The sequence below is a fragment of the Halomonas sp. R57-5 genome (assembly GCF_900070345.1).
GTDB lineage: Bacteria > Pseudomonadota > Gammaproteobacteria > Pseudomonadales > Halomonadaceae > Vreelandella > Vreelandella ventosae_B.
The window spans coordinates 487546-501040 of record NZ_LN813019.1 but is presented as its reverse complement, the minus strand read 5'-3'; the positions used below and the strand labels follow the sequence as shown (position 1 = coordinate 501040).

Annotated in this window: 12 protein-coding genes; 9 read left to right on the top strand and 3 right to left on the bottom strand. The window is 54.8% G+C overall.

Annotation, left to right across the window (positions count from 1 at the left end):
* Positions 1-43 precede the first annotated feature (43 nt).
* Positions 44-1132, top strand: coding sequence for an ADP-ribosylglycohydrolase family protein (locus tag HALO_RS02315; protein WP_035581435.1), 1089 nt, complete (start codon positions 44-46; stop codon positions 1130-1132).
* Positions 1133-1160: 28 nt separating this feature from the next.
* Here the strand turns inward: HALO_RS02315 and ovoA are convergent, their stop codons facing one another.
* Both ovoA and HALO_RS02305 read right to left on the bottom strand, forming a co-directional pair.
* The gene (gene ovoA, locus HALO_RS02310) at positions 1161-3308 is read right to left on the bottom strand and encodes a 5-histidylcysteine sulfoxide synthase (protein WP_035581437.1); all 2148 of its coding nucleotides are present in this window, start codon (positions 3306-3308) and stop codon (positions 1161-1163) included.
* Positions 3309-3499: 191 nt separating this feature from the next.
* Complete coding sequence (locus tag HALO_RS02305) at positions 3500-4822, bottom strand: MFS transporter (RefSeq protein WP_035581439.1); 1323 nt, start codon at positions 4820-4822, stop codon at positions 3500-3502.
* A 231-nt stretch (positions 4823-5053) separates the two neighbouring features.
* On the opposite strand from HALO_RS02305, the gene HALO_RS02300 reads away from it, so the two are divergent.
* The 3 genes from HALO_RS02300 (at position 5054) to rnk (ending at position 7738) form a co-directional block, all read left to right on the top strand.
* Positions 5054-5530 (top strand): LabA-like NYN domain-containing protein, encoded by a 477-nt coding sequence (locus HALO_RS02300; RefSeq protein ID WP_035581441.1) that lies wholly within the window; start codon positions 5054-5056, stop codon positions 5528-5530.
* A 332-nt stretch (positions 5531-5862) separates the two neighbouring features.
* The gene (gene gdhA / locus HALO_RS02295) at positions 5863-7215 is read left to right on the top strand and encodes an NADP-specific glutamate dehydrogenase (RefSeq protein WP_050712973.1); all 1353 of its coding nucleotides are present in this window, start codon (positions 5863-5865) and stop codon (positions 7213-7215) included.
* A 109-nt stretch (positions 7216-7324) separates the two neighbouring features.
* Complete coding sequence (gene rnk, locus HALO_RS02290; protein WP_035581445.1) at positions 7325-7738, top strand: nucleoside diphosphate kinase regulator; 414 nt, start codon at positions 7325-7327, stop codon at positions 7736-7738.
* Positions 7739-8232: 494 nt separating this feature from the next.
* Here the strand turns inward: rnk and HALO_RS02285 are convergent, their stop codons facing one another.
* Positions 8233-9015 carry an IclR family transcriptional regulator gene (locus HALO_RS02285; RefSeq protein ID WP_035581448.1) on the bottom strand — a complete coding sequence of 261 codons (783 nt, stop codon included), beginning with the start codon at positions 9013-9015 and terminating at the stop codon, positions 8233-8235.
* 137 nt (positions 9016-9152) lie between these two features.
* Here HALO_RS02285 and HALO_RS02280 point away from each other — a divergent pair, with 137 nt between their 5' ends.
* The 5 genes from HALO_RS02280 (at position 9153) to HALO_RS02260 (ending at position 13451) form a co-directional block, all read left to right on the top strand.
* A complete protein-coding gene (locus tag HALO_RS02280; RefSeq protein WP_050712972.1) occupies positions 9153-9677 on the top strand; it encodes a 2,4'-dihydroxyacetophenone dioxygenase family protein in 525 nt (174 codons plus the stop codon).
* An 87-nt stretch (positions 9678-9764) separates the two neighbouring features.
* On the top strand, positions 9765-10739 hold the full coding sequence (locus tag HALO_RS02275; protein ID WP_035581452.1) for a Bug family tripartite tricarboxylate transporter substrate binding protein: 975 nt from the start codon (positions 9765-9767) through the stop codon (positions 10737-10739).
* A gap of 4 nt (positions 10740-10743) precedes the next feature.
* Positions 10744-11214: a tripartite tricarboxylate transporter TctB family protein gene (locus HALO_RS02270; RefSeq protein ID WP_081899103.1), complete on the top strand. Its 471-nt coding sequence runs from the start codon at positions 10744-10746 to the stop codon at positions 11212-11214.
* A complete protein-coding gene (locus HALO_RS02265) occupies positions 11214-12719 on the top strand; it encodes a tripartite tricarboxylate transporter permease (RefSeq protein WP_035581456.1) in 1506 nt (501 codons plus the stop codon). Before HALO_RS02270 ends, HALO_RS02265 begins: the two co-directional genes overlap by 1 nt.
* A 33-nt stretch (positions 12720-12752) precedes the next feature.
* On the top strand, positions 12753-13451 hold the full coding sequence (locus HALO_RS02260) for an SDR family NAD(P)-dependent oxidoreductase (RefSeq protein ID WP_050712970.1): 699 nt from the start codon (positions 12753-12755) through the stop codon (positions 13449-13451).
* Positions 13452-13495 lie beyond the last annotated feature (44 nt).

The following is a 13495-nucleotide window of genomic DNA, read 5'->3' as shown; positions in this document are numbered from 1 at the left end:
ATTACCCATAAGATGGCAAAACAAACCGATAGGGATCAGATCCATGACAGATAACGTGTCATCAAGAGCTATTGCCGCGCTTAGAAACCTGTTTATTGGTGATTCACTGGCGATGCCCGTGCATTGGTTCTACAACGTTCACGATATCGACCGTGCATTTCCAAGCGGGATCACCACGTTTGAAGCGCCGCCTGAGTATCATCCGTCGTCGATTATGTCCATGCACTCCACCAGTGGCGGTGGGCGAAAGCGTGCAGGTAGTCAATCGCAGAGCGAGATCATCGGTGATGTCATTCTTAAGGGAAAACAATCGTACTGGAATCGCTCCAACGTTCATTACCACCAAGGCATGAAGCCAGGGGATAACACCCTTAACGCCTATTGTGCGTTAACCCTGATGCAAACGATGGACGCGCCTGATAAACACTATGACCGCGACACCTTCCTGCGAGCCTATATCCGCCTAATGACCGCAGAGATACCGTCCCATCCGGATACCTACGCAGAGTCTTACCATCGCGGCTTTTTCGCTAATCTTGAAAAAGGCCAGCCGCCTCACAAATGCGGCGCCGTTACCCACGACACGCCTTCCATTGGCGGCCTGATCACTATTGCCCCGTTGGCAATTGGCGAACGCTTAAGAGGCTCTTCGCTGGCCGATACCCGCAAGCTTTGCCGCAACCACCTGGCCTTGACCCATCCGGACAACTTTCTAGCGGATGTTTGCGATGCCTACGTTGAGCTGATCGACGCGCTAATATTCCGCGATGACGATACCCATGTGCAGGAACTGCTGCTGAAGGCAACCCGCGGCTTATCCCGTCGGGACTTAACGAAGCTGGTGGAGAGCAATCGCCCCGAACGAGAGGTAATAGGCAGGGAGCTATCCACCGCTTGCTACATTACCGACGCGTGGCCTGCGGTGTTATACCTTGCCTGCAAACACCACCAAGAACCTTTGAGGGCTTTACAGATTAACGCAGAGGTTGGCGGCGATAGCGTGCATAGAGGTGCCGTAATGGGCGTATTGCTAGGTTTAATCAATGGGGAGGAGGCGGGCAGCCTATTTGCCCGGCTAACCGAACACGCGTCGATTAACCGGGCTATTGAGGGCCTTACTTTGCAAAGCTAGCTTTTAAACACCAGCGTTGAACACCTCGTTAAGAGCGACGCTCCCACAGCGTGACTTCCGAGAGGCTATGCTGGTATTTGTGCATGGTCTCGCGGATCACAAAGGGCACTTTTTCGGGATCGCTGATCATCTTGAAGTGGGGCTCAAGCAGCTCCTTCAAGCCATCCAGCGTGCTGTAGTTTTCGCCATTTTTCTTGAACCCACCGATCCACTCCTCCATCGGCGTATACTCTTCCAGCCAGGTATACGGCGACGCTATCATCAGGATGCCACCGGTATTGATGCGCTGATGAATGGTTTGCAGGAACTGTGAGGGCTTATACAGCCTATCGATCAGGTTGGCGGCCAATACCAAATCGTAATCGCTGAACTGCGGCTTGAGGTTGCACGCATCGCCTTGATGGAAGCTAACGCGATCGGCCGCCTCTTCCAGGCCCATACTGGCCAGGGTGCGTTCCTGGTAGCTAACCAGCTCGCCTTCTTCGGTACGGGTATAACGCAGCACTTTCTGCTCCGCCATTTCCACGCCCTGACGGATAAAGTTGGCCGAAAAGTCCACGCCATCGACGTGCTCAAACTCGCGGGCCAGCTCAAAGCTGCCGCGCCCGCTGGCGCAGCCAAGATCCAGAGCGCGTTTCTTCTGACGACCGGCCATGGCGGCTAGCGCCGTGTTGGCCAAGGCCTGCGGGAAGTTGGCAACCCCAAACCACTCATCGCCGTAATGAAATTCCGCGTACTCCGCCATGCGTGCATCGCTTTCGTAATAGGCGCTGGGCAACTTGACCTCCGCATCCGATACCACGTAACGGAAACCTGCATGCTGGAAGAAGTGGCGCCGAAACGCATAGCGAGCGCTGAGGCGGGTTTCGTTGCCGCAGGATATCCAGGAGCCTCCCTTGATCAGGTTATGCTGATTGTCGAAGGTCGGTGTGGTGAAGTCATCATAGAGCGGATGCACATCAAAGCCTGGGAACGGGTAGGTCGGTGTCTCCACCCATTGCCAAACGTTGCCCACCACATCGAACCACTGGCCGTGCTGGAAGCGCGTTACCGGGCAAGAAGAGGCGCCGTGATCCAAGTGCAGGTTGGCGTTGGCCGGCTGGTCACTGTCAAGTTCAGAGATACCCGCCTCTGCCGCTAGGCGATGCCACTCGTCTTCCGTTGGCATGCGCACGGGCTGGCCCGTCTGCTGGCTTTTCCAGTTACAGAAGGCTTTGGCCTCGTGAAAATTGACCTCAACCGGCCAATCCCAGGGCATTTCTACCTCTTCGGTCATTAAGCGCAGGAACCATTCGTTCTTCCACACCCAGAAGGTGGGATGGGTCGCCTTGGCAAACTTGCGCCATCCCAAACCCTCTTCCGACCAAAAGGCATCGGTTAAGTAACCACCGGCTTCGACGAATTCGAGAAACTCGCTGTTACTGACCAGAAACTGGCTGGCTTTAAACTCTTCCACATCGGCGCGATGGTGGCCGTACTCGTTGTCCCAGCCGTACCAAGGATCGTCAAAAGATTTTCCTAGAACCACCTCGCCTTGCGGCACCGTGATCAGTGAATTCTCCGGTGGCTCGCCAGTGGTGCGAATAGGCGCCCAGGCAGGCTGTGGCGTCACCAGTTCAAGCGACTGCTGACGAATCAGAACAGACGACGTTTCAAGATGAATGCGCTCGTGCTCGATGCCCATGATGACGGGCCAGAACGGGCTGTCCCAACCGATGGGCAGCGAAATTGGCAATTCACGGATCACATTGAGCACCGCCGCCCGTACCTTCGCGCGGTACTCCATCACCTCACTGACCGACGGCCACGAGTAGTGAGCTTCGTTGAGATCATCCCAACTCATTTCATCAACGCCTACGGCGAAAATAGACTCCATGTTGGGGTCTATCCTCGCAGGCAATAGCTTTGCCAACACCAGCTTGTTGACGAAAAACGTCGCGGTATGCCCCAGGTAGAAAATCAGCGGATGCCTGAGGGCAATGGGCTTGCGAACATAGGCTTCTTCGCTTGCCAGCGTAGTGAACAGTGACTCATAGCGATCAAAGGTGGCGGTGAAGCAGACCTCAATCTCTCTGCGCGTCGCTTCAGGGTCGTTTCCAGCCAGATACACAGTGCGGGGGAAAAGAGCGGACGATAGCGCTTCTGGTTGCCCCAATGGCGAGCTAGTGGAAGTCATAGGTTAGAGCACCTTTTATCTTGGAACGGCGATGGTTCGCATAGGTAAATATATAATCACATTAAAAACCAAAAACTCATACAAAAGCTACCATCTGTTGTACAAAACTTTCCAATACTGTCTTTTTCGACGACACATGGAGCAGCCGAAACCGCTCGCTATTCTTTTAAATGCGACCAACAACAAGACACTCAAGGCGTATCTTTCTCTTCTTCCTCAGGCTCAATGGGCTCGGCTTCAATGGGTTCACCATTTTCATCCAGCAATTGGTGGTCATAGGCTGCCTGAAGGCCAGTATCTTCAACTATCGGCTGCTCTTCTTGTGCTTCTTCTACCGTTTCGTCTGTCCAGTCTGCCCAGTAATCAATATGGCCTGGATAGATGGGCGATAGCACCGCAACCAGGATGCCCACCACGGAGAAGATCGAAAACGCCTCCGCATAGCCAACGGCATCAACCAATATACCCACCACCGGAGAGCCCACCGCCTGCCCAAGCGCACAGGCCATAAACGGCAGTACTGGCCCCATTGATAGCCGCCCCGGCAATAGCCGGATACCCGTCATCAGATACAGTCCCGTTAAGCTCATATAGGCAAGCCCAAAGACCATCGCGGAAAACATGGCCAGCGGTAACTGACTGGGGCTAGCGGCCAGCAATGCCAAGCTTGAAGACAGCATCATCAGCATCAATGCCTGGGTAATCGGTGGGTTATTGCGGTCGGCTAAATCACTCACCACGGCACCGCCGAGCCCAGCGATACCCACCGCAAACCACAGCCAACCGGTTTGGTTAGCGGGCAGCGCACCAAGGGTAACCGCCAGGTCGGGGGCGAAAAGCCAGTACGGGGCAGACACAAAGCCCATGGCGAAGGCGAATAACGTAAGCCGAATGAGCCGCGACCACTGCAACCGGGTGATGGGCGCCGGCGGTGCCGCGTTAGCGGGAATCACCCGTGACACTGAAGGGATGAAATACCATGCCGCCGCCACCCCCAGGCCGGTCAGAACGGCAAAGATCGTGTAGGTCAGGCGCCAAGCGTCGGCCAGAAATACCACCGTGGGCACCGCCACGATAATCCCCACGCTGGTGCCTGCGTTCATAATGGAACTGACACGCCCGTGCATCGTCCGGCTCACCAGCGCCTGCATCGCGGCGGTGAGTGCGGGCATCATCAAACCGGTGCAGATACCGCAGATAAACACCCCAACACCCAGTGCAAGTGGGCCTGACGCCTGACTGATCAGCCCCAGACCACCCACCCCAAAACCACCCGAAAGCATCGCCAGATTACGCGCACCGAGCCGATCAGCGGCAAGCGGTGCAACCAGTGTGGCCAGCACGAAACTAATAAATGGCAGTGCCCCGATGATACCAATGAGGTACGGTGTGAGCGCCAGCTCGGCGCTGATGGAGGGCACAAACAGACCAAACGCAAAGCGCGCCAGCCCGTAACTAATCGCGACCAGCGCGGCACCGAAGATGGCAAACCCCATGTTCGACAAGGTTCTCATACTGACGACTCCTCGGCCGCGTGTTACATAAAAGAAAATCCCCTGACAGCCTAGTTGTCCCGATGGCTATCTGCACACCTCGGTGTCGACATTGGATACGGAGGGGGCGCTTTACGGCGTTGTTCGGCAAGTTATCGGGGTTGCTGTCGCGATAATACTCATGGCAAGTAGATACATTTATCCACTCAAACCGTTTAACCTGATCACTAACGGGGAAAAGGTTACTTTTTTATGACGAGCGTCGCGATATTTGTCGATATCCAAAATGTCTATTACACAGTTAAAGCGTCGTATCGCCGCAACTTTGATTACAACAAGTTCTGGGCCCAAGCCACCGCTAATAGAAACGTGGTGAAAGCAATTTGCTACGCCATTGATAGAGGCGACCAAAAGCAGCGAGAGTTCCAAAACATCCTCAGAGCGATTGGTTTTGAAGTAAAGCTAAAGCCTTTTATTCAGCGCGCGGATGGCTCCGCAAAAGGCGATTGGGACGTGGGCATTGCGCTCGACGCCATGGAGTACGCAGAACAGGCAGACGTTATTGTGCTTGTATCCGGCGACGGCGACTTTGATCTGCTGGTCAAAAAAATCCGTGTTAAGCATGGAAAAAGAGTCGAGGTTTATGGTGTCCCCCAGCTTACTGCAGCGTCACTCATCAATGAGGCCAGCGAGTTTATCGCGATCGATAAAGGACTCCTGCTTGGTTAAATTACACTCATGAAAAAGTAACTACGCTGCCTTTGATAACTCTTTCCAACAGCAGGCCACCGCAAAAGATCAGCGTGACAGGTTTTCGGCTGGCAGCGCCTCTCGGCGCGATAAAGAAACCTCAACCACTTCAAAAACGTTTATCCATCGTTTACTGAGTTTTGAAAAATACGCGCAACGAATGACTCTGACGCATACTTTAGTCTAAATTCCCCACTCTCTTTGCCCATACCGAACCGGCATAGGCTATGCACAGCAGCGTGCTGCCAGTTAAATATTCTAACGCTCTGGCCAGCCACTACTCTGTTGAATAACCATGATGAAATACTCCGATGCCCTACGTTCACGATACGCTGACACGACTTAATAAAAGCAGCCCTGCACAATCAGAATTTTATCAAGCCACTGAAGAAGTGCTCGAATGCCTGCGCCCGCTACTCGAGCAGAGTGATTACTATCATGACCACAGCATTATTGAGCGAATAGTCGAGCCCGAACGACAAATCATGTTCCGGATAAGCTGGGTAGATGATGCTGGGAAAGTGCGGGTCAACAAAGGCTATCGCGTTCAGTTCAACTCTGCCCTTGGCCCTTACAAGGGCGGCTTACGTTTTCMCCCCAGCGTTACCTCGGGCACCATCAAATTTCTCGGCTTTGAGCAAATTTTCAAAAATGCGTTAACCGGTTTGCCAATCGGCGGCGGGAAAGGCGGTGCCGATTTTGACCCGAAAGGAAAATCGGATAACGAGATCATGCGCTTTTGCCAGGCGTTTATGAGCGAGCTCTACCGCCATATTGGCCCGCACTGCGATGTGCCCGCTGGTGATATTGGCGTCGGTACGCGTGAAATTGGCTATCTCTTTGGTCAGTACAAGCGACTCACCGGCCACTATGAAGGCGTGCTAACCGGCAAAGGGCTTAATTGGGGAGGCTCGCTTGGCCGCAAAGAAGCCACCGGTTACGGCGCGGTCTACTTTGCGCAAAACATGCTGGCTGCCCGTGGAGAAGAGCTGCGCGACAAGACCTGCCTCGTTTCCGGCGCGGGTAATGTAGCCATCTATACCATTGAGAAGCTATATGCACTGGGTGCTAAGCCGATCACCTGCAGCGATTCACGTGGCACTATCCACGATAAAAACGGTATTGATTTAGGCTTACTCAAACAGCTCAAAGAAGTGCAGCGCACCTCGTTAGAAGCCTACTTACACGAGCACCCTGACGCGCACTACATTTCTGCACGCGATTACCCCCAGGGTGGGCATGCCGCATGGCGCATTCAAGCCGATGCAGCCTTCCCCTGCGCCACCCAGAATGAGTTGACCGAAAGCGATGCGGAAAGCCTACTCGCGAATGGCATTACGTGTATTAGTGAAGGGGCCAACATGCCCTCTACAAAAGAGGCCGTCGACCTGTTTCTAAACGCTAACATTGCCTATGGACCGGGCAAGGCTGCCAATGCAGGAGGCGTCGCCACCAGCCAGCTAGAGATGGCGCAAAATAGCAGCATGGAGCAGTGGTCAATGGAAAAAGTCGACCAGAAGTTAAAACAGATTATGGCAAATATTCACCGCCAGTGTGCCGACACCGCCGAAGAGTTTGGTGATAAAACCAATTTGGTACTAGGCGCCAACATTGCAGGCTTCAGGAAGGTAGCTGACGCCATGATTGAACAAGGGGTGACCTGATCGTCTTTATTTTATAAATCGCTTATACTGCAAAAAGCACACAGTCCTTCCTTTATTGGGGAGGGCTTTTTTATTGGTTTCAACTTATTGCTTTCCAAGGAGAGTAATCATGGGACAACGTCCTGCTATTATTATTAATCGTCTTGATGCCGAACGCCTTCAGCGCTTAATCGACAATGCATCCGATAAAGACATGGCCGTTGCTCAACTACTCGAGGAAGAGTTAGCGCGTGGTGAAGTCTGCGACCCCGAGGAGATCCCGGATGACGTAGTCAGCATGAACAGCCAGGTTCGCTTCACCGACCTCACCCGTGGGCTTAAGATGATTCGAACCCTCGTCTACCCGCACTCCCTGGAAAGCGTAGCGGATGGCATTTCGGTCATGGCGCCCATTGGCGCGGCATTGATCGGTCTTAAAGTGGGCGATATCATCGAATGGCCACTACCTAACAATACCGAGACACGGCTACGTATCGATGCCATTTACTGGCAGCCCGAACGCGAAAAGCAGTTTCACCGATAAGGCGCGCTAGAAAGTGAGCTGGCTCCGCTAGCTCATGATTAAGCCAGCTATTATCTTCGCCCACTTATTTCACATAAAGGGAGTTTGTTCAGGGCGCTCTCATCTTTCACATACTCTTAGAAAGACGATATCTAAACGGCTCTTTATCGCATTAAACACACTGTCCCTGCTATTAGTCATAGCCATGGTACTTTTCACAATTCTTCCAGTGATAATGTACACATTGGGCAGTTACCTTAAAAACTAACGAATAAGCCACTCGCCCCGCCACCATGCACAATCACCTGTAAAAATGTGTTGATAGCGGCTGGATGGCATCGTAGTTGTTGGAAGATGGTAGCTGGAAATGGCAGTTGCACGAAGAAGATGCGCTCTACTTCGTGCAGTATTAGCTAGCCGATGAATTGCACACCGCTTACGACAGCTTGATATCTAACCTGCCCACTGCGCCACACACTACTTAATTAATGATCATTAAGCCTGAGTCCAAAGCACTACACCAAGCCAGCGTCACTGCATAGCGAACGAATGCACGCCAAGATACGTTGCTGCCCATTATCTGGTAAACGATAGCGAGGCACGCTGACACTGATGGCCCCTTCAACGCGGCCATCAGCGCCGCGAACCGCCTGACCGAAACAGATAATACCAAGCTCGTTCTCCTCGTCATCGATCGCGTAGCCACGCTCCCTCGTCACTGTGAGTTCCTGACGCAACGCATTAACAGTCGTGCAGGTACGATGCGTGACGGGCTCTAGCGTCAATTGAGCCAGATACTGCTCGCAGATGGCTTCATCAAGGCCGGCAAGATAGGCCTTACCCACCGAGGTAGAGTGCATTGGCACCGGCATACCTATGTACGAGGCCATGCGGACAGCTTCCGGCGATTCCACCTTATCAACGAAGGTCATATGGCAGCCGAACGGCACTCCCAAGTGGACTGTTTCCCCAGTTTGCTTACCGATAGCGCGTAAAGTGGCCCGAGCGCGCTCCTGCAAGCTGCTCCTCGCCAGTGATTGATGGGTGAGACGCAGCAGCTCGCGACCCAGCACGTACTCCCCACCCAGAGGATTGCGCTCAATAAAATGCTCCTGCTCCAGCGTATTTAGCAAGCGGTATACCGTCGGCCGTGGCAACCCTAGTCGCGCCTGGAGTTGGCGAATAGTAGCGTCGTCGCCCAGTTCAGCTATCGCTTGCAACAAACGCAACCCTTTGGTGACTGCAGCAGCACCTTGAACGGGGGGCCGTTTCGCTCGTTCCTCGCCATTAGCCGTCATAAGCCTCCTCCGCAAACTATACGAATGTCTAATCAATAAACATCCACGGTCAATTGACGCACTTCACCACGCCTTTTACCTTGTTAACATATTGTCCATATTATAACTCTAACATCCACATTATGGACGGRGGAAAGATGCMAGTTCAAGCCGATGAACATCAGCGGATGCCTTACCAATATCCACAACCCCCAGAGGCCGCCCTGGAAATTGTCGAACCACACGCCCTTCCACAGGACGAGCGTATCTGGGTGCCTCAAGCGGAGAATGTCCATTTCCGCCCGCTGTGCCTCAACGTTTCGCAAGGCTACTGGGTCAACCTGTTACGCGTTCGTAAGTCCGGCGTACTCAGCCGCCACCGTCATCCTAACCCGGTGCATGGCATGGTGCTTAAAGGTAAATGGCGCTATCTGGAACACGACTGGGAGGCTACCGAGGGCAGCTACGTCTACGAACCTCCAGGTGAGACTCACACTCTGGTGGTCGACGATGATGTCGAGGAAATGATTACTCTTTTCCAGGTTAACGGCGTGATGTACTACGTTGACCCCTGGGGTAAGCACTTAGGCTACGAAGATGTCTTCACCAAGGTCGACATGTGTCGCAAGCACTATGAAGCCTGCGGGCTAGGCCGCGACTACGTTGATCGATTTATTCGCTAAAACGCTTCGTTTAATCAAAACCTAACGAAAAGAACGATGTAAAGCCCCACCGTCAACAACAAAAAACACACGACAAGGAGCACCTTCATGATTTTTAACAAAACCCCGCTCGCCGTATCTGTCAGCTTGCTCGCCTTTGCTTTATACGCTGGCAGTGCCCAGGCTGATTACCCGGAAAAGCCAATCCAATTGATAGTGCCCTGGTCCGCTGGTGGCGGTACCGATGCTGTGGCCCGCCAACTGGCCAACGGGCTGCAAGAAGAGCTTGGTCAAACGGTCAATGTGGTCAACCGCACCGGTGGCGCTGGTGTGGTAGGTCATACGGTCATGGCGAACGCCGAACCGGATGGTTACACCCTCGGCTTAGTTACTGCTGAGATTACCACCTATCGCCATATCGGCAGCTCTCAAGTGTCCTACGAGGATCTGTCGCCCATTGCACTGATTAACCTTGATGCCGCGGCGTTTAACGTCAGTGCTGAGTCGGACTGGGAAGATCTCGACAGCGCCCTGCAAGATATTGAGGCCACCCCCAACGAGTACACTGTCTCCGGTTCGGCACCGGGCGCCGCCTACCACTTGGCATTTGCTGGTTTTCTTAACCAGCAAGGCATCGACCCTAATACCGTTTCGTTAGTGCCCAGCGAAGGGGCTGCCCCCGGCCTTCAGGAGCTCGCCGCCGGTGGCGTGGACTTTGTGTTCTCTTCGCTGCCCGAAGCTGAATCCATGCGCAGCGCCGGGCGAGTGAAAACGCTCGCAGTGTTCGCCAACGAGCGCCTTGACGCCTTCCCTGACATTCCCACTGCCGAGGAAGTCACTGGCGATGAGTGGGCTGCAGGCACATGGCGTGGCCTTATCGGCCCCGCAGGATTGCCCGATGATGTCGTCAATACCTTGGCCGAGGCCGCTGAAGCCGTTTATGGATCCGACACATTCCAGGATTTCATGACCAATCAGGGATTTGGTATGCAGTGGGAAGGCCCGGAAGGCTTCCACGACTTCATGGCTGAGTCCGACAAAAACAACGCCGAAATTATCGACAAGTTAGGCCTCGCAAACTAACGCCATGCGCATCAACGACCTCGTCATGGGGCTGGTAATGGCGCTGCTCGGCGCCATTACCATATGGGCCTCTAAGGATTTTGCCCCGCTGGCACGCCAACCCTACGGTGCAGGCACTTTTCCTACCTTAATCGGTGCCTTTTTAATTGGCCTTGGTCTGCTGCTGGCGCTACGCGGCTGGCAGCAGCGCGGCGCCCTGTTCATTTGGCAAGGTCAGGTAGCCCTATCGCGAACCGTACTGTGCCTGTTCGCCGTCGTTGCAGCAGTGGCGGGCTACGTGCTGCTAACACCTCTGCTCGGCTTTCCGCTGGTCGCGCCATTAATGCTCTCTCTCTTGATTGGCTGGCTTTCAGGCGGCCGCTGGGGAATGGCTGTTATCGTCGCGATTATCGCGAGTGCGGTGGTATGGAGTGTCTTCGCGTTGCTGCTGCACGTACCGCTCGATCTGGGCATTCTCGAAGAGGTGATCTACTAATGGCGGAACTCCACGAAGCGTTAGGTATGGTGTTCGCCTGGGATGTCCTCGCCGTCATCCTCGGCGCCTCGTTGTTTGGCCTGCTGATCGGTGCCATACCAGGTCTGACCGCCACTATGGCGACTGCGCTGCTCGTTCCGGTGACCTTCTTCATGGAGCCGCTACCTGCAATCAGTGCCATCGTGGCTGCCACGGCCATGGCCATTGTGGCCGGCGATATACCCGGCGCTCTGCTACGCATACCCGGCACGCCCGCCTCAGCCGCCTACACTGACGAAGCCTACCTGATGGGCCGTCAGGGCAAAATCGGCCAGGCGCTCGGCGTCAATCTCGCTTGCTCGGTGGTCGGCGGGCTTATCGGCGTGGCGATTCTGGCGTTCTTCGCCCCGCTAGTGGCTGATTTTGCCCTTCGCTTTACCAGCGACGAATACTTCTGGCTCGCCCTACTTGGGCTCTCCTGCGCCGTACTGGTGTCCGGCGCGGATGCGCTCAAAGGCGCAATCTCGATGCTGATCGGCCTATTGATCGCCATGGTGGGCATGGACTCCGTGTCAGGTCAGATCCGGTTTACCTTCGGCATTTCTGATCTGCTCAGCGGCATCTCTATCCTGCCGGTGCTGATTGGTCTGTTCGCCGTCGCCGAACTGCTGCGGCGCATGCCAGAAATTGGCCACACCCATTTCCCAACGCCTCCACCTGTAGAGAAACCGTTTAGCGGTGTGGGTGGCCTGATGTGGCAGTACAAAGGGGGCATCGCTCGCAGTGGCTTGCTCGGCACCCTAATCGGCGCACTGCCCGGGGCGGGCGCCGATATCGCCTCGTGGATCAGCTACGCCCTGTCGCGCAAGCTCTCACGCACGCCCGAGAAGTACGGTACTGGGCATCCCGAAGGGCTGGTCGCGGCCAGCTCGGCTAATAACGCGGCGCTATCGGGTGCCTACATCCCTGCGCTGGTATTCGGCATTCCCGGCGATACCATCACCGCCATTATTATCGGCGTCCTGATGATGAAAGGCATCACGCCGGGGCCAGACGTTTTCACCTCCAGCGCCACCTTGGTCAATGCCATTTTCATCGTGTTCATTCTGGCCAACCTGCTGCTGTTGCCACTTGGTCTGCTCGCTATACGCGGCGCGCGCCATATTCTGGCAGTGCCCTCCAGCGTGCTTTACCCACTTATTTTACTGTTCTGCATTGTCGGTGCCTTCGCCGCCAATAACAGCCTGCTCGATATCTGGCTGATGCTTGGGCTGGGTCTGCTGGCCTATTTCCTGGTCGAGAACGACTTCCCCATCGGCCCTATGATCCTAGCGGTTATTCTCGGCCCGGTGGTGGAGAGCAACTTTATGCGCTCAATGATCAAGGCCAACGGCGAGCTGCTGGTGCTCTTCGAACGCCCTATTGCTGCCGTGCTGGGCGGACTCGCCTTACTGGTGTGGATAGCCATTATCGTCTCTAGCGTTCGTTCAGCCTGGCACACGCGTGCATCCGCCACTGCACATTAACCGAACCGTTTCGGCGATCTAATAAGGAGCGATATGAACACTGTTATCGTTATTGGCGGCAGCACCGGCATAGGCCGAGCCATTGCCCAGGCCTTTGCCTCACAAGGCGACAAGGTTCACGTTACTGGCATCGAGCTCGCTAGCGAACAGCAGGTCGAAGGCGTACTCGGGCATCACCAGCTAGATGTGCGCGACCCTGCCCAGATCGAACGCTTCTTTGCTGCGTTTTCACAGTTGGATGTGCTGGTGAACTGCGCCGGGGTCATCCAGCGTGACGGCAAGGAGTTTACCCCCGAAGGCTTCGCTCAAGTTATCGACATCAACCTCAACGGTACCCAGCGCTGCTGCCATGCAGCCCATGCGGCACTCAAAGTAGCCGGTGGCTGCATAATCAACACTGCCTCAATGCTGTCGTTTTTTGGCAGTGGCCACGCCCCGGCCTACTCCGCCTCAAAGGGCGGTGTGGMCCAACTCACGCGGTCGTTGGCGATTGCCYGGGCCAGTGATGGCATTCGCGTCAACGCCCTTGCACCAGGCTGGATCGCCACCGACCTCACCTCGGCACTTACCCAGAACAGTGAGCGCTCGGCGGAACTCGTCGGTCGCACGCCAATGGGCCGCTGGGGTGAACCCAACGATCTCGCCGGGCCAGCGCTGTTCTTAGCCTCGCCGGGGGCTAAATTTGTAACGGGCATTGTGTTACCGGTGGATGGTGGCTACTCGTCACGCTGAGCCCGGCTATTATGAATTCTAAAATATGAATCCTAAAACCTAAG